General features: G+C 57.9%; 16 protein-coding genes. 5 read left to right on the top strand and 11 right to left on the bottom strand.

Annotated features, from left to right (window positions below; genetic code table 11):
- Positions 1 to 6 precede the first annotated feature (6 nt).
- From A3GO_RS0105935 to leuC, 9 genes are all read right to left on the bottom strand, one after another.
- On the bottom strand, positions 7 to 639 hold the full coding sequence (locus tag A3GO_RS0105935) for a phosphoribosylanthranilate isomerase (RefSeq protein ID WP_029132628.1): 633 nt from the start codon (positions 637 to 639) through the stop codon (positions 7 to 9).
- Between the two features lie 148 nt (positions 640 to 787).
- Complete coding sequence (gene truA, locus A3GO_RS0105930) at positions 788 to 1,564, bottom strand: tRNA pseudouridine(38-40) synthase TruA (RefSeq protein WP_029132627.1); 777 nt, start codon at positions 1,562 to 1,564, stop codon at positions 788 to 790.
- A 309-nt stretch (positions 1,565 to 1,873) separates the two neighbouring features.
- Positions 1,874 to 4,825, bottom strand: a complete 2,952-nt coding sequence (locus tag A3GO_RS0105925; protein ID WP_029132626.1) for a motility hub landmark protein FimV — start codon at positions 4,823 to 4,825, stop codon at positions 1,874 to 1,876.
- A gap of 101 nt (positions 4,826 to 4,926) precedes the next feature.
- The gene (locus A3GO_RS0105920) at positions 4,927 to 5,952 is read right to left on the bottom strand and encodes an aspartate-semialdehyde dehydrogenase (RefSeq protein WP_029132625.1); all 1,026 of its coding nucleotides are present in this window, start codon (positions 5,950 to 5,952) and stop codon (positions 4,927 to 4,929) included.
- 87 nt (positions 5,953 to 6,039) lie between these two features.
- Entirely contained in the window at positions 6,040 to 7,155 is a 1,116-nt protein-coding gene (gene asd / locus A3GO_RS0105915; protein ID WP_029132624.1) for an aspartate-semialdehyde dehydrogenase, read from the bottom strand.
- 185 nt (positions 7,156 to 7,340) lie between these two features.
- Complete coding sequence (leuB, locus tag A3GO_RS0105910) at positions 7,341 to 8,423, bottom strand: 3-isopropylmalate dehydrogenase (RefSeq protein ID WP_029132623.1); 1,083 nt, start codon at positions 8,421 to 8,423, stop codon at positions 7,341 to 7,343.
- Positions 8,424 to 8,491: 68 nt separating this feature from the next.
- Positions 8,492 to 8,869, bottom strand: coding sequence for a GxxExxY protein (locus A3GO_RS0105905; RefSeq protein WP_029132622.1), 378 nt, complete (start codon positions 8,867 to 8,869; stop codon positions 8,492 to 8,494).
- A 234-nt stretch (positions 8,870 to 9,103) separates the two neighbouring features.
- Positions 9,104 to 9,742: a 3-isopropylmalate dehydratase small subunit gene (gene leuD / locus A3GO_RS0105900; protein ID WP_029132621.1), complete on the bottom strand. Its 639-nt coding sequence runs from the start codon at positions 9,740 to 9,742 to the stop codon at positions 9,104 to 9,106.
- Complete coding sequence (gene leuC / locus A3GO_RS0105895) at positions 9,742 to 11,145, bottom strand: 3-isopropylmalate dehydratase large subunit (RefSeq protein ID WP_029132620.1); 1,404 nt, start codon at positions 11,143 to 11,145, stop codon at positions 9,742 to 9,744. The genes leuD and leuC overlap by 1 nt, the downstream gene beginning before the upstream one ends.
- A 362-nt stretch (positions 11,146 to 11,507) precedes the next feature.
- Here leuC and A3GO_RS0105890 point away from each other — a divergent pair, with 362 nt between their 5' ends.
- Positions 11,508 to 12,425, top strand: coding sequence for a LysR family transcriptional regulator (locus A3GO_RS0105890; protein ID WP_029132619.1), 918 nt, complete (start codon positions 11,508 to 11,510; stop codon positions 12,423 to 12,425).
- Positions 12,426 to 12,576: 151 nt separating this feature from the next.
- On the opposite strand, the gene narL is transcribed toward A3GO_RS0105890, so the two are convergent.
- Complete coding sequence (gene narL, locus A3GO_RS0105885; RefSeq protein ID WP_029132618.1) at positions 12,577 to 13,230, bottom strand: two-component system response regulator NarL; 654 nt, start codon at positions 13,228 to 13,230, stop codon at positions 12,577 to 12,579.
- A complete protein-coding gene (locus A3GO_RS22735; RefSeq protein WP_051301882.1) occupies positions 13,227 to 15,185 on the bottom strand; it encodes a histidine kinase in 1,959 nt (652 codons plus the stop codon). The genes narL and A3GO_RS22735 overlap by 4 nt, the downstream gene beginning before the upstream one ends.
- 289 nt (positions 15,186 to 15,474) lie before the next feature.
- Between A3GO_RS22735 and A3GO_RS22730 the strand changes: the two genes are divergently transcribed.
- The 4 genes from A3GO_RS22730 to narH all read left to right on the top strand — a co-directional run bounded on the left by A3GO_RS22730 (position 15,475) and on the right by narH (position 24,128).
- Complete coding sequence (locus A3GO_RS22730) at positions 15,475 to 16,914, top strand: MFS transporter (RefSeq protein WP_084609827.1); 1,440 nt, start codon at positions 15,475 to 15,477, stop codon at positions 16,912 to 16,914.
- Between the two features lie 55 nt (positions 16,915 to 16,969).
- The gene (locus tag A3GO_RS0105870) at positions 16,970 to 18,574 is read left to right on the top strand and encodes an MFS transporter (RefSeq protein WP_029132617.1); all 1,605 of its coding nucleotides are present in this window, start codon (positions 16,970 to 16,972) and stop codon (positions 18,572 to 18,574) included.
- 161 nt (positions 18,575 to 18,735) lie between these two features.
- A complete protein-coding gene (locus A3GO_RS0105865; protein ID WP_029132616.1) occupies positions 18,736 to 22,497 on the top strand; it encodes a nitrate reductase subunit alpha in 3,762 nt (1,253 codons plus the stop codon).
- 71 nt (positions 22,498 to 22,568) lie between these two features.
- Complete coding sequence (gene narH, locus A3GO_RS0105860) at positions 22,569 to 24,128, top strand: nitrate reductase subunit beta (protein ID WP_029132615.1); 1,560 nt, start codon at positions 22,569 to 22,571, stop codon at positions 24,126 to 24,128.
- Positions 24,129 to 24,136 lie beyond the last annotated feature (8 nt).

The raw sequence follows: 24,136 nt of genomic DNA, 5'->3' as shown, positions 1-24,136 counted from the left end.
GTAAAATCAATCGTTTTTTCGGTTGGCACGCTCTACTCCTCGCATGAATGCCCTGATTTTCTCTTCATCCTTGATACCTTTCTCTTGTTCGACGCCGCCACTCACGTCAACGGCATAGGGACAGACCTGCTGAATGGCGGCCGCAACATTCTGCGGGGTCAGTCCGCCCGCCAGAATGATCCGGCCACGCATGGTGTCTGGAATACGCCCCCAGTCGAAGGTAGCACCAGTACCACCGGGGCTACCCGGTTGATAGCTGTCCAGCAGCAGACCCAGCGCCGACTGATAGCGCCTGTCCAGCTCGGGCAGATCCACATCCGGTCGCATCCGCACGGCCTTGATATAAGGACGCCCATGCCCAACACATGCATCAGGTGGCTCATCACCATGAAACTGCAGCAGGTCCAGCGGAACGGTTTTCAGTACCGCCGCCACTTCATCGGCCGTGGCGTTCACAAACAGCCCGACCGTGCTGACAAAGGGTGGTATATCCTGGATGATCTGCGCCGCCCGGGACGCCGTTATTGCACGCGGGCTGGGTGGATAGAACACCAGACCAATGGCGTCCGCCCCCGCCCTGACAGCCGCGATGGCATCTTCTGGACGTGTAATACCGCAAATTTTAACCCGGGTTCTCATAGAACGAATAACGATACAGGATAGTGCCTGATTGAGAAAGATTTTACCCGCCATCCGGGCCACAAATCGATTCAAATAGAATGTAACCGCAAGGAGCGCTGAAAACGGGTCGTTGACTCATATTGCAGGTAACCGAAAAGCATCTCCATCACGTCTCCGCAGTCTGATCCACAACCAGACCATACTCGGCGGGATATCCCACATGAACCAGATAAAGCCCCTCCGGCGGAGCAGTGACACCACCGAGGGTGCGATCCCTGAATTCCAGCACATCCCGGCTCCACCTCACCGGCTGTTCACCCTTGCCGATACTGATCAACACACCGGCGATATTGCGCACCATGTGATGCAGAAAGGCATTAGCCGTCACCTCGATCACCACCCGATCTTCCTGCCGACTCACGACCAGCCGGCTGACCGTCCTGACCGGACTCTTGGCCTGACAGCCGACCGCCCGATAGGAGGAGAAATCATGGGTGCCGATCAGATGATCGGCCGCCGCCTGCATGCGTTCCGCATCCAGGGACTGGTGAATCCAGACCGCGCGATTGCGCCAGATAGCCGACCGGGTAGACCGGTTCAGGATGACATAGCGATAGCTGCGACTGGTGGCAGAAAAGCGCGCATGGAACGATTCCGGCACTTCACGGACCCAGTTGACATTCACGTCCTCCGGCAGGTTGACATTGGTCCCCAGCAACCAGCCCCGCATGGCGCGTATCGAGGGAGTGTCAAAGTGGACCACCTGCCCTTCACCATGCACGCCGGTATCGGTTCTACCCGCACAATGGGTGCGTACCGGATGGGCCGCCACCTTGCCCAGCGCCGCTTCCAGCATCTGCTGAACCGTACGCACGCCGGATTTTTGCAATTGCCACCCATGAAATGAGGAGCCGTCGTACTCAATACCCATGGCCAAACGCATTCAGTTTCTGCTCCCTGGATGCCTGGTTGTATTTGGAGGATTCATTCGGAACGGTATGTTACTCGAAATGACCAAGATCGACCGAATCTGTTTGTCGCGTTGGCGCGTGTAACGGGTGAATACCACAGCACGCCGCGCGGCCACGCTTGATAGCTCAAAAGGCGCCCCACGGGCGCCATTGACCGTGGCGGCGGCGCAGCCCGCGCTATGGGGCCAAACTACTTCGCAGACATACGCATGCTGAATACCGAAATCAAAACGCGGAAGGCGCACCGAAGTGCGCCTTCCGTTTCCTGCCGAGAATGGCAATCAGGATAACTGATCCAGCAGCTTCCGCGCCTCCGCCTGCTGCCCGTCATTACCCTCTTTCACTACCTCGTCGAGAATACTTTTGGCACCGTCGGCGTCCTCCATATCGACATAGGCACGGGCCAGATCCAGCTTGGTGTTGATTTCATCAGTGAGATCACCGCCTTCCTCGATCTGCCCATCGCTGTCGTCCTCCTGGTCCAGGTCATCCAGGGAGAACGACTCGTCCAGCTCAAGCGGGGCATCCGCGTCGTCCTGATCCAGCTCCAGTGAGTCGAAAATCTGTGAATCACCCTCCTCGAGCGCGAGTGAATCACTGAAATCCAGCACTGCATCCCCCAACTGTTCGGCCTCGGATTCGGCATCCAGTTTCAGATCATCCATTTCAGCACTTTCCAGGGGATCTTCGATCGAGAAGGCGCTATCCTCTTCCAGTAATCCCTCGGTATCCAGCTCGCTCAGGGTCAGATCGGCATCCGTATCATCATCATTCACCAGCCCGCTCTCAGTTACCATACTGATATCGGTATCGGCATCGAGCGTCAGACTATCGCCCTCCTCAAGAGAGAGCATTTCCTCATCCGCCTCCGGTGCAGACTGCTGTTCCGAGCCTTCCGGCTCAAATCCCAGATCCGTGCTGATTTCGTCCAGATTGGCCTTGAGCAGTTCACTGTCCAGGCTGAAATCATCCAGATCGTCCAGTTCTGAAAACTCCGAGGTCTTATCCAGATCCAGCGCACTGACAGACTCCAACTCTTCAGTGGCATCCTGGTCTATCAGGTCAACCGTGGTCGACACCTCATCCAGGTCAAGCCCGTTATCCAGCCCGAGTTCATTTTCCAGGGAAGTGAGCTCGTCATCATCCAGCTCGGACTGACCGGCCTGTTCGCCACCAGCAAACAGTGCGTGGCCGGCGGCCAGTTGCGCTCCCATGGTCACGATCTTGCCCCAGGCTATCGGGTCTTTTCGATCCAGACCTTCGGCCGCCGCGCTTTCGGCCAGCGCGACAAAGGCATCTTTGTCTTTGGTGGCATAGAGAATCTCAAGCAGCTTATGCTTCAGTTCCGGCCGCTCCGGGAACTTCTCTATCGCCTGGCGAATCAGCTCTTCCGCCTGCTGGTAACGTCCGTAGGCGATGTAGACATCCGCCTCCGCCAACGGGTCGACTTCACCGGTTTCATCCTGCAGGGCGTCGATATCGCTGGGCGAAAAATCACTCAGGAACGAGGTTTCCTCGGTTGGATGCGACGCCGGTTCCTGGCTGATCTCATCCATTACCTGCTCGGAATCACCCTCATCGATGGTGCTGATAAGGATACTCTCCTGGAAGTCCGCGCTGCTGGAACGACGCCGACTGACAGCCACCCAGAGCAGCGCCAGCAACACCACGATACCGGCCACCGCCACACCAAGCATGGTGGTGTCACCGGTAATCATGTCCAGCAACCCCTCATCCTTGGCAGGTGCCGGCTGGGGCGTCGGTTTTGCATCCTCTTCCGGTGCTGGTTCAACTGCGGTTTCCGCTGGCTGTGCAGCCATTTCGGTCTTGGGTGCCTCCTCCATTACAGGCGAGGACTCCTCTTCGGTTACAACAGGCTCGGCTGCAACGGGGGGCTCCTCTGGTGCACCCGCATCAACAACCGCCTCTTCCATAACCGCCGGTACATCTGCCTCTGCTGTCTCACCCTCGGCGGGCAGCGCGATCTCCTGCTCCGGCTCAGCCATCACCGGCGAGCCCTCTCCCTCTGCCGCGCCCTCTGCGCCTTCGGCCATCACCGGAGTTTCTTCCGCAGCCTCGGGAGTTCCCGCGACGCCAGCCTGCAACCGGGACAACTGTTCGCTCTTCAGGCTCAGCAGGCGCTGCAGGTCTTCAAGCTGGGACTCCAGGTCGTCCACGCGGGACCGCACATTCTCTGCTTCCTGCAGCGCTGCCTCTTTCGCTTCTTCCGATGCGATCAGATCCTGTTTCAGCTGTTCGAGTGCGGCGCCCTGACTGGCACCTTCACTGGGACCCGCCTCACCTTCACCAGAGGGCCGCGCAGAAGCAATCTTCAGCTCCACTGCGGGCTCGGGCGTGACCTCCACCGGACTTTCCGTGGCCATCGGTTGGTCGGCGTCGGCCGTGTCTGCAGGCATTTCGGTCGGTTTACTGTCCGCCTGCCAATCCTGCAGTTGCTCGCGGTAGGCTATCGACGCTTCCCGACGACTCAGCTCCTGTACCTCATCGGCCTTCGGGACGCGGAGAATCTGCCCCACCTTGAGATTATTGATATTCTGGTTGATGAATGCCTGCGGATTGGCCCGCTGCAGGGCAATCATCATCTGCTCCATGCTGGCGCCGCTGGTCCGCACCTGCTTGGCAATACCCCACAGCGTATCATTACGCTGGGTCGGCCCATATTCACTGACCGACGGACTACCCGCCCAGGCCACATCCGAAGGGGCTACTGCTGAACCGCCGGGGGATGCCGGCGTCCGGGCAGCCGGAGCAGCCATCTGGCGGCTCGGTGCCCGCTGCATCGGCGCCTGCTGTACCGGTGCCGGCCGTCGATCCAGGGTGACCGGCGGGTCCAGCAGCACGGTGTATTCACGCAACAGCTTGCCTTTCGGCCAGTTCACCTCTATGAGGAAATTGAGAAAAGGTTCGCGGATTGGGTCACGACTGGAAACCCGGATAACCGTTTTACCATCGGCTGTCTCTTCCGCGTTAAAGCGGAGCTTGCTGAGAATAAAGGGACGCTCGATTCCGGAGCGACGAAAGGCGTCGGGACTGGCCAGCGTCACCTTGATATCCGCGATCTCATCCTGATCAACCGAGAGCAGATCGATCTCCGCGTCAAAATACTGGTTCAATGCAGAATTAAGGTGGATATTCCCCAACCCTACCGCAAAAGTGCTGAACGGCGATATCCCCAATACCAAGGCCACAGCCAAGGATAATTTACGAACCATGTCTCCCCCTTCGATACCCACTTTCCTTAATTTCCAGACAGGAAAATCCGGCAAATACCCACAACATAGAATGGACTTAATAATTGTTGCCTAACTATAGCTTACAAATAGTCTTTTTCCAAAATCTCAGCAATCTGAATAGTGTTAAGTGCCGCACCCTTTCTCACATTATCGGACACAATCCACAAATTGAGCCCTCGAGGATGGGAAATATCCTCCCTGATACGCCCGACAAAGGTGCCATCCTGCCCGGCAGATTCGGTCACCGGCGTGGGATATCCGCCATCATCACACTCATCCACCAGTTCAATGCCTGGAGAATTCAACAACAAATCCCTCGCCTGTTTCGCGCTGATCTTCTCCCGGGTTTCAATATGCACCGCCTCGGAGTGACCAAAAAACACCGGTACCCGCACCGCTGTCGGATTGACCTGGATTGACTCATCACCGAGTATCTTCCGGGTCTCCCATACCATCTTCATCTCTTCCCGGGTATAGCCGTTCTCCATAAAGCGATCAATCTGCGGCAGTACGTTGAAGGCTATCTGTTTGGGAAAAACATGCGGCTTGATGGACTGGCCATTGAGCAGACGGGCAGTCTGCCCGGCCAGCTCTTCGATCGCCTTGTGCCCTGCACCGGAAACTGACTGGTAGGTGCAGACATTGATACGCTCTATACCCACCGCCCTATGGAGCGGGTTCAAGGCTACCAGCAACTGGATGGTAGAGCAGTTGGGGTTGGCGATGATACCACGTTGCCGATAATCGGCAATCCGCTCCGGATTGACTTCCGGTACCACCAGCGGAATCTCGTCATCATAGCGAAACTGTGAGGTATTATCGATACAGATACAGCCGGCATCCACCGCTTTCGGAACATATTCGGCAGAAACGGCCGCGCCGGCCGAGAACAGTGCGACCTGTACCTGGGAAAAATCGAACTCGGCCAGATCCTTTACCACCAGGTGTTTCTCCCCGAACGGGACCCGCTTGCCCGCAGAGCGCTGACTCGCCAGCACGTGGATCTTTCCAGCCGGGAATTTTCGCTCTTCGAGTATCGAAAGCATCGCCTCGCCAACGACGCCAGTGACACCCACTATCGCGATATCCACTTTCTTGTCCGTCATTTACCCTCACCATAATAGAAAAAGGAGCTGGCCCAACAGCCTTTCGATGCCGCTGGGCCAACTCCCGGTCTGTCGTTATTGGTTAGATCAGTCCTGGAGCAGGATTCGCAACATGCGCCGTAGCGGTTCAGCCGCACCCCAGAGTAACTGATCTCCGACGGTAAATGCCGAGAGGTAGTCCTCACCCATGGCCAGTTTACGCAGACGACCCACCGGTACACTCAGCGTGCCGGTCGCCACCGTCGGGGTCAGTTCACGGATGGTACGCTCCCGGTCATTCGGGATCACCTTGACCCAGTCGTTGGCCTCCGCCAGCATGCCCTCGATCTCATCTATCGGCAGATTCCGCTTTAGCTTGATGGTCAGGGCCTGACTGTGGCAACGCATGGCGCCGATGCGCACACAGAGTCCGTCAATCGGCACCGGATTAGCCTCGCGACCCAGGATCTTGTTGGTCTCCGCCCCGCCCTTCCACTCCTCGCGGCTCTGGCCGCTGGGCAACTGGGTATCGATCCAGGGGATCAGGCTACCGGCCAGCGGCACCCCGAAGTTATCGGTGGGAAACGCCTCGCTGCGCATGGCGGTGGCCACCTCGCGGTCGATATCCAGGATGGCCGAGGCCGGATCGGCCAGCAGCCCCTGCACCGAGGCGTGTGCCGCCCCCATCTGGCTCAGTAGTTCGCGCATGTTCTTGGCGCCGGCACCGGATGCCGCCTGGTAGGTCATGGCCGTGGCCCACTCCACCTGATCCCGGTTGAACAGGCCACCCAGGGCCATCAGCATCAGGCTGACGGTACAGTTACCGCCAATGAAATCCTTGACGCCAGAGGCCAGGGCATTTCTGATCACATCCATGTTGACCGGATCAAGGATGATTACGCTGCTCTCTTCCATGCGCAGCGCGGACGCCGCATCAATCCAGTAACCATCCCAGCCGGCACCACGCAGATCCTTGTAGACCTGCTTGGTGTAGTCGCCACCCTGGCAGGAGACGATGGCATCCATCGCCTTCAGTTCATCAATGCTGGCGGCATCCTTGAGTGCGGGTATCGGCTTGCCGATATCGGGACCGTAATGGCCCACCTGCGAGGTAGTGAAGAAGACGGGCTCGTCAATCAGATCGAAGTCCTTCTCCGCAAGCATCCGCTCCATCAGGACCGAGCCCACCATGCCACGCCAGCCGACAAAACCTACCCGTTTCATTGCTATCACCTATATAGATAAAAAAATCGTAAATAAGCCGTTTTTCTAACGGCCTTATGCTGTAGGTTGGGGTGAGCTTGCGAACCCCAACATATGGCATTGAAAAAAACCGCTATCCGTTGGGATTCGCTCCGCTCATCCCAACCTACGCACTTTGCGCCCCGGCGAGAATAATTTGATCTGACTTATCCTGCCCGAAGTGCCGCGACAACCGCGTCGCCCATCGCCTCGGTACCCACCTTCCGGGTGCCCTCGGAGTAGATGTCGGGAGTACGCAGCCCCTGGTCCAGCGTCTTGTTCACTGCCTGCTCAACCCGATCCGCCATGGCATCCTCATCCAGCGAGTAGCGCAGCATCATCGCGACTGAGAGAATGGTTGCCAGAGGATTGGCCACACCCTGACCGGCGATATCCGGTGCAGAACCGTGAATCGGCTCGTACATGCCCTTGCCGTTCTCGTCCAGCGAGGCAGAGGGGAGCATGCCGATAGAGCCGGTCAGCATGGAGGCGCAATCGGATAGGATATCGCCAAACATGTTGGTCGTCACCATCACATCGAACTGTTTCGGTGCGCGCACCAGCTGCATGGCGGCATTGTCCACGTACATGTGTGACAACTCCACCTCGGGATAGTCGGCACCGACCTTGACCGCCACTTCGCGCCACATCTCGGTGCACTCCAGCACGTTGGCCTTGTCCACCGAACAGACCCGTTTGTTGCGCTTCATGGCAATATCCATGGCCACGCGGACAATGCGATCAACCTCTGATTCTTTATAAATCAGTGTGTTAAAGCCTTCTTTTTCACCATTTTCTAGAACACGCACACCCCTGGGTTGACCAAAGTAGATGCCGCCGGTCAGCTCGCGCACAATCATAATATCCAGCCCGGAGACCACTTCAGGACGCAGGGTGGAGGCATCCGCCAGTTGCGGATAAAGAATGGCCGGTCGCAGATTGGCGAACAGTCCCAGCTCCTTGCGGATACCCAGCAGGCCCTTCTCCGGCCGTACCGAGATATCCAGCGGCTCCCACTTGGGGCCACCCACGGCGCCGAGCAGCACGGCGTCTGCTTCCCTGGCCAGATTCAGAGTCGCCTCGGGCAGCGGGTGTCCAGCCGCGTCGTAGGCGGTACCGCCGATCAGCGCCTCATCCATCTCGATATCCAGACCGTAGTCGTCGCGCAGGCAGGCCAGCACCTTGACTGCCTCGGTGACGATCTCCTGCCCAATGCCGTCACCCGGCAGTACCAGAATATTTTTGCTCATTCTCTAACCTTCAATTCATTCTCAATGATTTATTAAAATAACCGCAAAGTACACCAAGTGCGCAAAGCTTAAAGCCTATTCACCATGCGCTTAATGCCGTCTTTCATGAGCTTCACATTGAAGTTCAATAGAAAGCCCAGCTTGAAACTCCCCAGTTTCAGGTAGTTCAGCAACTGCGCCTCATGCAGTACGGTAATTATTTGGGTTGACTTTACCTCCAGGACCACCTGCTGATCAGCCAGCAGATCAACCCGATAACCCTGATCAAGCGTTACCCCGGAATACACCACGGGCAAACCGACCTGTCGCAAAACCGGCACGCCTCTTGTCCTGAGTTCATATTCAAGACAAGCTTCGTAGACACCCTCTAGCAAGCCAGGCCCCATTTCTCGATGAACCTTTATTGCTGCATCGACAACTTCACTTGCAACCTCTTCAATTCCCATTAAACACCTCCCTGTGTTTGCCTTCGCCCTTAGCGCACTTGGCGCGCTTAGCGGTTTATCAAAATAACCGCAAAGTACGCCACGTGCGCAAAGCTTAAAGCCTATTCACCATGCGCTTAATGCCGTCTTTCATGTGCTTCACATTGAAGTTCAAACGTCACTTGCAACCTCTTCAATTTCTTTCAAACACCTCCCTGTGTTTGCCTTAGCGCACTTGGCGCGCTTAGCGGTTTATCAAGTAAAGACCCAGGGCGCCTTGGCCCGGCGCTGCTGCTCGAACGCGGCGATCTCGTCACTGTGCCGCAGGGTGAGTCCGATATCATCCAATCCCTCCAGCAGACACTGCTTGCGGAATTCGTCCACCTCGAAGCCGATCACCTCGCCATCTGCCAAGGTGAGAGTCTGGGCCTGCAAATCCACGCTGATCTGCAGCGCCTGATCACCAGCTGCCTTGGCGAACAGGCCATCGATCTGCGCTCCACTCAGGCGGATCGGCAGGATGCCGTTCTTGAAGCAGTTGTTGAAAAAGATATCGGCGAAGCTGGGGGCGAGGATCACCTTGAAGCCGTAATCCGCCAGTGCCCAGGGGGCGTGTTCGCGCGAGGAACCACAGCCGAAGTTGTCCCGTGCCAGCAGTATCTGCGAACCGGCATAGCGCGCATCATTGAGCACGAACGAATCGTTCAACGGCCGGTTGCTGCAGTCCATATCCGGCTCGCCGTGATCCAGGTAGCGCCACTCATCAAACAGGTAGGGACCAAAGCCGGTGCGCTTGATCGATTTCAGAAACTGCTTGGGAATAATGGCGTCGGTATCCACATTGGAGCGATCCAGCGGGGCCACCACACCAGCAAAGGTTTTAAAAGCTTCCATCAGAGCCCCCTCACATCAACAAAATGACCCATCACGGCGGCAGCCGCCGCCATCGCCGGACTCACCAGATGGGTGCGCCCACCCTGCCCCTGGCGGCCTTCGAAGTTACGGTTCGAGGTGGAGGCACAGCGCTCGCCCGGTTTCAGCCGGTCGGCATTCATCGCCAGGCACATGGAGCAGCCGGGCTCGCGCCACTCAAATCCGGCCTCGATAAATATCTTGTCCAGGCCTTCCGCTTCCGCCTGCTGCTTCACCAGACCGGTGCCCGGCACCACCAGCGCCTGCACGATATTGGGCGCCACCTTGCGACCCTTGGCGACGGCGGCGGCGGCCCGCAGGTCCTCGATGCGGCCATTGGTGCAGGATCCGATAAACACATGATCCGGACGAATCTCCACTAGCGGCGTACCCGCCTCAAGCCCCATGTACTGCAGGGCACGGCGCATGCCGTCCGCCCTGGTGGGATCCTTCTCCTGATCCGGATCGGGCACGATACCGTTGACCGGCAACACCATCTCAGGCGAAGTTCCCCAGGTTATCTGAGGCTGGATATCTGCGGCATCGATACGCACAACGGCATCAAACTCGGCCCCTTCGTCCGATTGCAGGCCACGCCAGACCGCCTCGGCCTGATCCCACTGCTCACCTTTCGGGGCATAGGGGCGGCCCTTGAGATAGTTAATGGTGGTGTCATCCACTGCCACCAGTCCGGCCCGGGCGCCTGCCTCGATTGCCATGTTGCAGACCGTCAGACGTCCTTCCATGGTGAGATTGCGAATGGCCTCACCACCGAATTCGATCACATAGCCGGTGCCGCCTGCGGTACCCAGCACACCGATAATTTTCAGCACGATATCCTTGGCGGTGACCCCGGGGCCGACCTCACCGTCCACACTCACCAGCATGGACTTGGATTTTTTCTGGATCAGGGTCTGGGTGGCCAACACATGCTCCACCTCCGAGGTACCAATACCGAACGCCAGCGCGCCGAAGGCGCCGTGAGTGGCGGTATGGGAATCACCACACACGACGGTCATACCGGGCAGGATCAGCGCCTGTTCGGCACCCATCACATGCACCACGCCCTGACGCACATCGGACATGCCGAATTCGGTAATACCGAACTCTTCGCAGTTGCGATCCAGGGTCTCCACCTGCAGGCGAGCGATCGGGTCATCGATGCCATCGGCCCGGCCCAGGGTCGGCACGTTGTGATCGGGGGTTGCAATGGTGGCACTGGTGCGCCAGGGCTTGCGCCCGGCGATCCGCAGACCCTCGAAGGCCTGGGGTGAGGTCACCTCGTGCACCAGTTGCCGGTCTATATATAAGAGCGTGGTGCCGTCCGCGTCGGTTCGTACCACATGCTCCTGCCAAATCTTGTCGTAGAGTGTTTTTGCGCTCATCGTTCCGCCACCTTTGAATGGAGCAGAAAGCATAAACCTCGACTAAATATAAAACAAATTCATCTTTTTTATGTTTATAATTCTTTGCGGGAATACTGTATTCTTCGGGCTGGGGGCGGAAACCGTGAGGCGAATCCGCGAACCCCAACGGATTAGATCTAACCGCGAAGAACGCCAAGTACGCAAAGAGATACAATGGTTTATCTTCATCTTCGGCCCAACCCGGCAGCTGGAAGTTCTCGAGAATACAAGCCGTTGTTTTCCTTCGCGCTCTTTGCGTTCTTCGCGGTTGAAATATAGCCCGCAAGTCGGGGTGAGCCTGCGAACCTCAACCCACTGGCTAACGGGAACAAAGACTTCACATGGACATCAATGCATTGAAAGCCTTCCTGGCGGTGGCAGAGACCGCCTCCTTCTCGGTCGCCGCCGAACAGCTACACCTGACCCAGCCGGCAGTCAGCAAACGGGTCGCTTCCCTGGAAGAGGAACTGAACACCCGTCTGTTCGATCGCATCAGCCGCAGGATCAGCCTTACCGAAGCGGGCCGGCAACTGCTCCCCCGGGCTCAGCGGATGATCTACGAACTGGAGGATATCCGTCGCAGCATCTCCAACCTGAATGGCGAGGTAAACGGCAGGCTGACCATGGGCACCAGTCACCATATCGGGTTGCGACGTCTGCCGCCGGCACTCAAACGTTATAGCCGAAACTATCCGGAGGTACAGCTGGATATCCGCTTCATGGATTCAGAAACCGCCTGCAGCGCCGTACTGCAGGGGGATCTGGAGCTGGCGATTGTCACCCTGCCCACCGAGCCGATCGCCAACCTGACCACCCGGCCAATATGGCACGATCCGTTATTGTTTGTGGTATCGACAGAACATCCGCTGGCCAGCTGCCGCCGGGTCTCACTGGCCGATCTGGTCAGTTACCAGGCGGTGCTGGTGGCCAAGGGCACCTATACACAGCGTATTCTGGAACGGGCCCTGCAACCATTGGGGCTGAGCCTGAAAATCGGCATGGCCACCAACTATTTCGAAACCCTTAAGATGATGGTCTCCATCGGGCTCGGCTGGAGCCTGTTGCCGGAGACCATGACCCATGCCCCGGATCTGAAGGTACTGGATATCTCGGAACTGCAGTTGAGTCGCACCCTGGGGGCCGTCACCCACACCAACCGTTCCCTATCCAATGCGGCCCAGGCAATGGTCGACGCCTGCCTGGAGGATGCAGCCCCGCCCAGGGATGGATCACAAGGGGAGGATTTAATACGCGGGTGAATTCCTGCCGACCGCAGGGGCGCTCCGCGGACGGGTAGGATGGGCAAAGCGGAGCGTGCCCATCATCTTCCCGGATAGCGGGTTTCGGATTGATGGGCACGCAGGCTTTGCCCATCCTACACCGGCTACTCTGGGCAGGCTGCAAACGGCATTACCCCCCCGGGCTGTTCTTGGTACACCAGACTGCCGCCTCCAGGCGGGTGCGCAGGTTGAGTTTTTTCAGCAGATGCTTCACGTGCACCTTGATCGTACCCTCTGCAATATCCAACTCGCGGGCGATCTGTTTGTTGCTCATGCCGGTGGCTATCAGGTCCAGAATTTCCTCTTCTCGCCGGGTCAGGCCCGCTTCTCCGGGAGTTCTGGGGCGCGCATCTTCGCGCAGCGCCCGGGCCAGCAGTTCAGTCAGGCTATCGGTGATCGCCAGTCTGCCGGACGCGGCAATCTGTATATGCTCCAGAACGCTCTCCGGTTCCATATCCTTCAACAGGTAGCCGTCCGCCCCCAGGCGTAGTGCGGCGGTGACATCACTCTCGTTATCGGAGACGGTCAACATCACCACATAGCTCTCCAGATCCGTCTGCTTCAGTGCCTTGAGGGTCTCCAGACCATCCATCCCTTTCATATTAAGATCCAGCAGGATCAGTTCCGGCTTCAGTTCCTGCGCCCTGGACAAGCCCTCCTCCCCGGATGAGGCCTCAGCAACAAGGTGTAGACCCGGATCCATTCCGATCAGATCGGCCAGCCCTTTCCTGAACAGCGGATGATCATCAATAACCATAATGGAAATCGGCGTTTGTTTGCTCATAATTCTAGGGAATCCACTTTATCAACGATTGCCTCGTGGCCTTTTTTCGCGGCCATGAATTCAAATGCCACCCGGGTGCCGCACCCCGGCAGAGGCTCGATAGTCAATATGCCGTTAAGGCTCCTGACCCTCTCATCCATAATAGCCAGACCGTAGTGACGGGAACGCTCGGGCGAGGCCGGTATACCACGCCCGTTATCCACCACGGAGACTCTGATCGGTTCATCCTCCCCACCCGTCAGTGTCACCTGCGCCGACGTTGCACCGGAGTGGCGGATCACGTTGGAGAGTGCCTCCCGTATCACCTGCAGCACATGGATCTCCTGATTTTCACTCAACTGCAGACCCTGCAGATTACAGTCCAGCCGGATATCAATTTCACTGCGTGCCTTGAACTCATCAACCGTATCTTCCAGCGCCTGCAACAGCCCTCGGCCATCCACCTTCAGTCGGAAGGTGGTCAGCAGCTCCCGCAGCTGGCGGTAGGCGCTGCTCAACCCCTCTCGAATCTCCTGAACCACGCCCTGGATAGCGTGCGTATCGCTGGATTGCTTGATCGCCATATCCAGGCGACTGACCTGAATCTTCAGATAGGAGAGCGACTGGGCCAGGGAGTCATGCAGCTCACGGGCGATCACCCCCCGCTCCTCATAAAGTGCCAGGCGTCTGTTATAGGTGGTGCGGTAGGCCACACTGATAGCCGCACCGATGTGATCCGCCACCGCCTCCAGCAACTGCTTCTGCCACACCTTCAGCAGCGTGCCCTCCGGGATGGCAATAAACAGGATACCATGCTGCTCATCCTGATCCCGTATCGGTATCGACAGCACCCGCCGCAGGGTCTGATCTGACTCCCGCCACTCCTTGATCTCGGTCCCCTGCTGGTTCATGCAGGAGAGGCACTCATCCTGGCTGCAGACCGTGGCTCCGGAAAGATTGCTGGAGGCCAGGGTAAACACCTCACCACCCATCGATTTTGCCAGACAGATGTTGCCCGGCCCAAACCCGACCACTTTCTCGATATCCTTGAGCAGCTCCTCATACATCCGGGGTGAGATGTGGGTATCACTTAGACGACGGGTGGTCTTGTAAAGCAGCTCCAGAGAGCGATTGCTGCGCTCCAGATCAGCAGTCTTTTCCCGTACCCGCTTCTCCAGGTCGGCATACATTTTTGAAAGGTCATCCGCCATGCCATTAAACGCGCTGCCCAATTGGCCCAGTTCATCATTCTGCTCATGCTTGACCCGTACCGTAAAATCACCATGGCGGGCAAGCTGGGCAAATCGCAGCAGATCACGCAACGGCGGCAATACCACCGCCTGCACCAGATACATGGTGTAAAACACCGCCGCCAGAGTCAGAAACAGGGAGTTGAGTTGAATGGCCCTGAGCCAACGGATATTCGACTCGGTTCCCTCTTCCAGCAGCCGTACCAGAATATCGATGTCACCTACAAAACGGTCGACAATGGAGACATAGCGCGAGCGTATATTCTGCTGGGTCGCCACCCAGAGAGGATCACCCACCTCATGGGGTGGCAGCAATCCAGTTTTGTCGGGTGCCATCAGACCCACATAAACGGTTAAAACCGGCTTTATTTTTTTGTGCCACTGCTGATTGATCCGATTGTAGGCCCGGGTCAGCTTATGCTCCGGATCTGCCGGGATGATACCTATCAGGCGCGGACTGCGCAGCCGATCCTCAAACTCCTGCACCAGCTGATTGGTCAACTTCCAGTAGGTTTCGGGATTGATATCGGACTTGTAAACCAGCCGGGTGGCTATGCGATAGGACTGCATGCGCAGGCTGCCTGCCTGATTGACCGCCGCCGCATGCCCCTGGGTTTTTTCCTCAATAAAGATTGATCCCAGCATGGTCAAAAAACCGAGCAGGATGATGAATCCCATGGAGATTCCCATGCGCAGGACAATCGAATTTTTATACCGCTGGGCCATATTGCGATCTTATCCTGTTCAGGGGTGGTAGGAGCAAGGTATTTAGCAGTACCCCCTTAAACTTCACAGGCTTAATACCACCCTCAAAGCAACCCCCTTGTTAGAAAACTTTTCCTTCATTTACATACACTTTCCTTATCTACCCCCTATACCTCTTTAGTGGTATGCAGGGCATCTGACCAGTATCCCACCCCACTTCCACAACCATTTCATGGGTATAGACTGCACCCACACTCCGACGAGTGGGCTGTTTCTTCTCAATAATTTGTAATTACAGGTATTGAAAAATATGGCGAGTCAGCAGAGAAAAGCAATATCCGTACTGAGCATGAATACCATCGCCTTTACGGCCTGCTTCGCAGTCTGGGTGATGTTCTCCATCATCGGCATCCCTATCAAGCAACTGCTCACACTGAACGACACCCAGTTCGGACTGCTGATCGCCACGCCCATCCTGACCGGCTCCCTGGTGCGTCTACCCGTCGGCATGCTCACCGATAAGTTTGGCGGACGCATTGTCTACTTCGTGCTGATGTGCGCCATGCTGATTCCGCTCTGGTTCATCGGGGACGCCACGCAATACTGGCAATTCCTGGTACTGGGCCTGTTTGTCGGTATCGCCGGCGCCTCCTTCTCCGTGGGCATCGCCTACACCGCGCGCTGGTTCCCCAAGGAGAAGCAGGGCTTCGCCATGGGTATATTCGGTGCGGGTAATGCCGGCGCGGCATTGACCAAGTTCGTCGCCCCTACCCTGGTGGTTACCTATGGCTGGACCATGGTACCCAAGGTCTATGCCGTTGGCATGGCGGTGGTGGTGATCCTGTTCTGGATGTTCACCTACGAAGATCCCGAGCACAAGGTCTCCAAGACTATCACCATCAAGGACCAGTTGGCCGCATTGAAAGATCCCAGGGTATGGAAATACTGCCAGTACTACTCACTGGTGTTCGGCGGATTTGTCGGTCTCTCATTGTGGATGACCAAGTATTACATCAATGAATACGGCTTCGACCTGACTACTGCCGCCCTGCTGGCCGCCATTTTTGTACTCCCCTCTGGTGTCATCCGCGCCCTCGGTGGCTGGTTTTCCGACAAGTACGGCGCCTACAAGGTGACCTGGTGGGTGATGTGGATCTCCTGGGTATGCCTGTTCTTCATGTCCTATCCGCAGACTGCCGTCACCGTCAAGACCATCAATGGCCCGGTTACCCTGGATATTGGACTGAATGTCTGGGTCTTTACCGTGCTGCTGTTCATCGTCGGTATCGCCTGGGGCTTTGGCAAGGCGTCTGTATTCAAGTTTCTGTCCGACGAGTATCCCGACAACATTGGCGTTATCTCCGGCATCGTCGGCCTGGCAGGCGGCATGGGCGGCTTCCTGCTGCCGATCATGTTTGGCGCCATGAAGGATATCACCGGCGTCAACTCCACCGTCTTCATGCTGCTCTACGGCGCCACCTGCGTCTCCCTGATCTGGATGCACTACACCTTCGCCAGGGAGCACCAGGAGCACGACATGGAAATTGCCAAGGAGCATGCCGTGGATGAATACGTGAAGTCGCACGAAAACCCCGAAGAGTACGCCGCCGCCAAGGCTGCAGTTGAACAGGCGCATCTGCTGGAAGAGCTGATCACCAAGTACACGGAATCGAAAGAGAAGGCAAAACTGGAAGCCAATGATATGCGACTGCGTCAGTTGAAGGCGGCCGCCGTGGACACCCTTGAATAAACAACAGCACTGAAAATAACGATTAGTAGTAACAATCTTATATAGAGAGGCAATTATGTCTGATTTACAAAAATGGGATGTGGAAAACGCCCAGTTCTGGGAGTCGGAGGGCAAGCGGATCGCCAATCGCAACCTCTGGATCTCGATCCCCAGCCTGCTGTGTGGCTTCGCCATCTGGCTCTACTGGGGCATCATCACGGTACAGATGCTCAACCTGGGTTTTCCGTTCGCCAAATCCGAGCTGTTTACCCTGGCCGCCATCGCCGGCCTGACCGGCGCCACGCTGCGTATTCCCAGCAGCTTCTTCATCCGTATCGCGGGTGGGCGCAACACCATCTTCTTCACCACCGCCCTGCTGATGCTGCCGGCCATCGGTACCGGTATCGCGCTGCAGGACAAGACCACGCCGATCTGGGTTTTCCAGGCACTGGCCTTCCTGTCCGGCTTTGGTGGCGGCAACTTTGCCTCATCCATGTCCAATATCAGCTTCTTTTTTCCCAAGCGTCAGCAGGGTCTGGCACTGGGTCTGAATGCGGGTCTGGGCAACGCTGGCGTTACCACCATGCAGATCCTGGTACCGCTGGTGATGACCTTCGGCATCTTCGGTGGTGAACCGATGATCCTGGAGAACACCTCCGGCACCCTGATCGGCAAGATCCCGGCCGGCACCGAAAGCTATATCCATAACGCCGGCTACGTCTGGTTGCTGCTGCTGATACCACTGGCCTTTGCCGGCTGGTTCGGCATGAACAACATCCGCACCGATGACGTCTCTCCCCACATCGGCTCCCCCATCGGCGCCATGTCCAAGATCGCCGGCATGCTGCTGATCGGCTTTATCACCGCCGCTATCGGTCTCTACATCATCCTGCCGGCACCGACCGGGCTGGGTGCGCCGGGTTGGGCCAAGTGGCCAGTGATCGCTGGCATCCTGTTCGGCACCGTGATGCTGATGAAGATGATCCCCGGTGACATCAAGCCGAACCTGCAGCGTCAGTTCAAGATCTTCAGCAACAAGCACACCTGGATCATGAGCGTCATCTACACCATGACCTTCGGCAGCTTCATCGGCTATTCCGCCGGTTTCGCCCTGGCCATCAAGGTGGTGTTCGGTTACCAGCATCTGATGGTCGACGGCGTACTGACTCACAACACGGTCAACGCCAACGGCCCCTCGGCCCTGATGTACGCCTGGATGGGCCCCTTCATCGGTGCCCTGATCCGCCCGGTCGGCGGCTGGATCGCCGATAAGGTGGGTGGTGCCAAGGTGACCCAGATCGTCTCCATCATCATGATCGGCAGCGCCCTGGGTGTCGCCTACTACCTGCAGGCTGCCTATGCATCGGCTACACCGGAAGAGTTCTTTGTGCCCTTCCTGATCCTGTTCCTGATCCTGTTTGCCGCCACAGGCATCGGTAACGGCTCCACCTTCCGCACCATCGCCATGGTGTTTAACAAGGAGCAGGCAGGGCCCGCACTGGGATGGACCTCCGCGGTAGCCGCCTATGGCGCTTTCATTATCCCTCAGGTGTTCGGTGAGCAGATCAAGGCTGCCACGCCCGAGTACGCCCTCTACGGTTTCGCCATCTTCTACGTGGTCTGCCTGATCATCAACTGGTGGTATTACCTGGGCCCGAAGCGGGAGTACGACAACCCCTGATCGATCGCGTTGATCAACCGAGTAAAAAGGGTCTGGAGCAGGCCCGCCCATCCACACGTGCTTTGCTCATGCGGATACTTACCCCCCAATCAGGGCCTGCTCCTACTTAATACTGTTTTAGTTAATAGCACGTTAAAAAACATGCTTAGAGGAGATACACAATGAGCCACTTTCTTGACCGCCTGAGGTTTTTCAAGAAGGTCCAGGGGACCTTCTCCAAAGGCCACGGTATAGTGACTAACGAAGATCGCCAGTGGGAGGATACCTATCGTAACCGCTGGCGCCATGACAAGGTGGTTCGCTCCACCCATGGCGTGAACTGTACCGGTGGTTGCTCCTGGAAAATCTATGTCAAGAATGGTCTGGTTGCCTATGAAATGCAGCAGACTGATTACCCGGAGACCCGGCCAGACCTGCCCAACCACGAACCCCGTGGCTGTCAGCGTGGCGCCTCCTTCTCCTGGTACCTGTACAGCCCGCACCGGATCAAGTATCCGCTGGTGCGCGGCCGTCTGATCGACCTTTATCGCAGCGAGCGCAAAAGCGGCAAGGACCCGGTGGAAGCCTGGGAAGCGATCCAGCAAGATCCCGCCAAGCGCAAGAGCTACACCGCCGTGCGCGGCCTGGGCGGTTTCGTCCGTTCCAACTGGGAAGAGCTGACCGAGATCATCGCCGCGGCCAACGTCTACACCATCAAGAAGTGGGGACCGGACCGTATCTACGGCTTCTCCCCCATTCCCGCCATGTCCATGATCAGCTATGCGGCCGGCTCCCGCTACCTGTCGCTGATCGGCGGCGCCTGCGGCTCCTTCTATGACTGGTACTGTGACCTGCCCGCCGCCTCCCCGCAGGTTTGGGGCGAGCAGACCGACGTGCCGGAAGCGGCCGACTGGTACAACTCCAAGTACATCATCATCTGCGGCGCCAACCTGCCGATGACCCGTACTCCGGACGCCCACTTCGCCATCGAGTCCCGTTACAACGGCACCAAGGTGGTCTCCATGGCGCCGGACTACGCCGAGTTTGTGAAGTTCGCCGACCTCTGGATGCCGGTCAAGCAGGGCACCGACTCCGCCGCCTTCATGGCCATGGGCCACGTGGCGCTGAACGAGTTCCACATCAAGAAGCAGGACCCCTACTTCTCCGAGTACGTCCGCACCTACACCGACATGCCGATGCAGGTGATGCTGCGCAAGGATGGTGACCGTTATGTCTCCGGCCGCTTCCTGCGCGCCACTGACTTCGACAAGAACCTGGGTGAGTCCAACAACCCCGAGTGGAAGACCGTGGTGTATGACGAGGTCAGCAAGGCCTTTGTGGTGCCTAACGGCTCTGTCGGATTCCGCTGGGGCGAGGAAGGCAAATGGAACCTGTTGCCGAAGAACGCCGCCAACCAGGCCGATATCGAGGCCGAACTGACCTGTATCGACAGCCGCGATGACGTGGTCAGCGTCGCCTTCCCCCACTTCAACCCGGGCGAGGACGACACCCTGCTGCGCAACATCCCGGTACGCAAGCTGAAGCTGGCATCGGGTGAGGAGGTCTTCGTCACCTCCGTGTTCGACCTGATGGTCTCCCAGTACGGCATCGACCGCGGCCTGGGCGACAACCTGGCCACCTCCTACGAGGATGAGAGCGTCGCTTACACCCCGGCCTGGGGCTCCAAGGTGACCGGCATCAAGACCGCAGACCTGATCCGCACCGGACGTGAGTTCGCCGAGAACGCCTCCAAGACCCGCGGCAAATCCATGGTGATCATGGGCGCCGCCATCAATCACTGGTACCACAACGACCTGGGCTACCGTTCGATCATGAACATCCTGCACATGTGCGGCTGTGTCGGTCAGTCCGGTGGCGGCTGGGCGCACTACGTGGGCCAGGAGAAGCTGCGTCCGCAGGCCGGTTGGGCACCGATCGCATTCGCCCTCGACTGGCACCGTCCGCCGCGTCACATGAACAGCACCACCTACTGGTATTTCCATACTGACCAGTGGCGCTATGAGAAGGTCGAGGCCGACAACATCCTCGGCTCCACCGCCACCGCCAAGTATCGCGGCTACCAGATCGCCGACTACAACGTAGTCTCCCAGCGTCTTGGCTGGCTGCCGTCGGCGCCGCACTTCAACAAGAACCCGCTGGATATCGTCAAGGCGGCGGAAGCGGCCGGTGCCACCGACGAGGCAGGCATCTCCCAGTACATGGCCGAGCAGCTGAAGAGCGGCGAAATGGCCTTCTCCATCGAGGATATCGATGCGGAAGAGAACCATCCACGTAACCTGTTCGTCTGGCGCGCCAACCTGATCGGCTGTTCCGCAAAGGGGCACGAGTACTTCCTCAAGCATCTGCTGGGCGCCCAGAACGGCGTCATGCAGGAGGGCACCGAAGGCGCCAACTGCAAGGAGATCAAGTGGCGTGAAAAGGCGCCGATCGGCAAGCTGGACCTGATGGTGGATATCAACTTCCGCCTCAACTCCACCGGCGCCTATTCGGACATCATCCTGCCGACCGCCACCTGGTACGAGAAGGCCGACCTGAACACCACCGACATGCACCCGTTTGTGCATCCGCTGGGCAAGGCGGTGGATCCGGCGTTCGAGTCCAAGTCCGACTGGCAGATCTTCATGCGCGTTGCCAAGAAGTTCTCCGAGATCGCCGAGAAGCATCTGGGCACCGTGAAGGATGTGGTCTCGCTGCCGATGCAGCACGACTCCCCAATGGCCCTGGCCCAGCCCTATGGCGAGGTCAAGGACTGGAAACGCGGCGAGTGTGACCTGATCCCGGGCAAGACCGCCCCGCTGTTCAAGGTGGTGGAGCGCGATTACGCCAACACTTACAAGAAGTACACCTCGGTCGGCCCGCTGATGAACAAGCTGGGCAACAACATCAAGGGGCTGGACTGGAATACCGATCTCGAAATCGACCAGTTGAAAACCCACAACGGCGTCATTACCGAGGAAGGTATCTCCAAGGGATTGCCCTCACTGCTGGAAGATGTGCAGGTGTGCGACACCGTACTGATGATGGCACCCGAGACCAATGGTGAAGTGGCCCATAAATCCTGGTCCGCTCTCTCCAAGAAGACCGGCATCAACCACAGTCACCTGTATGAAGGCCGTCATGAGGAGAAGATCCGTTACCATGACATCGTGGCGCAACCGCGCAAGATCATTACCGCACCCACCTGGTCCGGCATTGAGTCTGAAGAGGTGAGCTACAACGCCTGTTACACCAACGTCCACGAGCACATTCCGTTCCGTACCCTGACCGGACGCGCATCGTTCTACCTCGATCACGAGTGGATGCTGGACTTTGGTGAAGGTCTCTGCTGCTACCGTCCGCCACAGGACCTGGGTGCACACAAGAACCTGCCCAAAGAGCTGGCGAAAAAGCTGGAAGGCAAGAAGACCCTGACCCTGAACTGGATCACCCCGCACTCCAAGTGGGGCATCCACTCCTCCTATCAGGATAACCTGCGCATGCTGACCCTGTTCCGCGGCGGCCCCTACTTCTGGGTCAACGAGGAAGAGGCCCAGAGCATCGGCCTGAAGGACAACGACTGGGTCGAGGCGGTCAACGCCAACGGTGCCACCGTGGCCCGTGTAGTGGTCAGCCAGCGTGTACCCAAGGGCATGGCCCTGATGTACCACGCCCAGGAGAAGAACGTGAACGTACCGGGTTCCAACACCACCGGTAAGCGCGGCGGCATTCTCAACAGCGTGACCAAGGTGGTGATGAAGCCGACCAACATGATCGGCGGTTACGCCCAGCTCTCCTACTCCTTCAACTACTACGGAACCGTGGGCAGCCAGCGTGACGAGAACGTCATCGTGCACAAAATCGAAGATGCCGACGTGAACTGGCTGGAAGGTGATCTGACACCGGAACGCGAGGCTCAACTGAATCCGGAAGGAATCAACAACTGAGCCTGTGAATCGCAATGTGCGGGGTGATAGCACCCCGCACCCGGTGAAAAGCATATTGAGGAATACTAAAGATGAATATACGTGCACAAATCGCAATGGTCCTGAACCTGGACAAGTGCATCGGTTGCCACACCTGTTCTGTCACCTGCAAGAACATCTGGACCAACCGCAAGGGTGTCGAGTACGCCTGGTTCAACAACGTGGAGTCCAAGCCCGGTATCGGTTTCCCCAAAGAGTGGGAAAACCAGGAGAAGTGGAAAGGCGGCTGGAAGAAAGAGAACGGTCAACTGGAGCTGAAGGCCGGCGGCCGCATCAGCAAGCTGCTGAACATCTTCGCCAACCCGGACATGCCGGAGATCGACGACTACTACGAGCCGTTCGACTACGACTACCCCAAGCTGCAGAACAAGCCCCTCTCCGAGGCGGCCCCAACTGCCCGTCCGCTGTCCCAGATCACCGGTGAGCGCATGGAGAAGATCCAGTGGGGACCCAACTGGGAAGATGACCTGGCCGGCGAGTTCGAAAGCCGCTCGGTGGATCAGAACTTCAAGGGTATCCAGAAGCAGATCTACAAGGAGTTCGAGAAGACCTTCCATATGTATCTGCCCAGGCTGTGTAACCACTGCCTGAATCCGGCTTGCGTGGCCAGTTGTCCTTCCGGGGCAATCTACAAGCGCGATGAGGACGGTGCGGTACTGATCGACCAGGACCGCTGCCGCGGCTGGCGTATGTGTGTCAGCGCCTGTCCCTACAAGAAGATCTACTTCAACTGGGAGTCCGGCAAATCCGAGAAGTGTATCCTCTGCTACCCGCGTATCGAGTCCGGCATGCCGACCGCCTGCGCGGAATCCTGTGTTGGTCGTATTCGCTACATGGGCGTGGTGCTGTACGACGCAGACAAGATCAGTGACGCCGCCGCTGTTGCGGGTGACAAGGATCTGTACAAATCACAGATGGATATCTTCCTCGACCCGAATGATCCGGAAGTGATCCGTCAGGCACAGGAACAGGGTATCCCTGACACCTGGCTGGATGCTGCCAAGCGTTCACCGGTTTACAAAATGGCTATCGATTGGAAGATTGCGTTCCCGCTGCATCCGGAATACCGCACCCTGCCGATGATGTGGTACGTGCCGCCGCTGTCGCCGGTACAGAGCCAGATTGACCAGGGCACCCTGCCGACCGAGGCCGACGGCTGCATTCCCAAGGCCGAGGCGCTGCGCTTCCCGGTTCAGTACCTTGCCAACCTGCTTACCGCCGGTGACGAGAAACCGATCATCAGCGCGCTGAACCGCCTGTTGGCAATGCGCAGCAACCAACGCTCCAAGAATGTGGACGGCACCACCAACACGGCCGCACTGGAGGCCGCCGGTCTGACCGAGGCGCAGTCCGACGAGATGTACCAGATGCTTGGCATTGCCAACTACAACGACCGTTTCGTGATCCCGACCGCCAACGAGGCGCTGGCGCAGGAAGATCCCTACGCCTTCCAGGGACAGAACGGCTTCAGTGCGGGCAATATCAGTTCTCAGGGCAGCGACGCCGGCCAGGGCTTCTCCCTGTTCCCTGCTTCCCGTAAACGTACCTATACCCCGCAGGATATCCAGCCGCGGAAAAAAGATACGGTTTAACAGGAGAC

The organism is Sedimenticola selenatireducens DSM 17993 (genome assembly GCF_000428045.1).
GTDB lineage: Bacteria > Pseudomonadota > Gammaproteobacteria > Chromatiales > Chromatiaceae > Sedimenticola > Sedimenticola selenatireducens.
The sequence above is the reverse complement of the archived record's forward strand: the minus strand, read 5'-3'. Positions and strand labels throughout refer to the sequence as shown.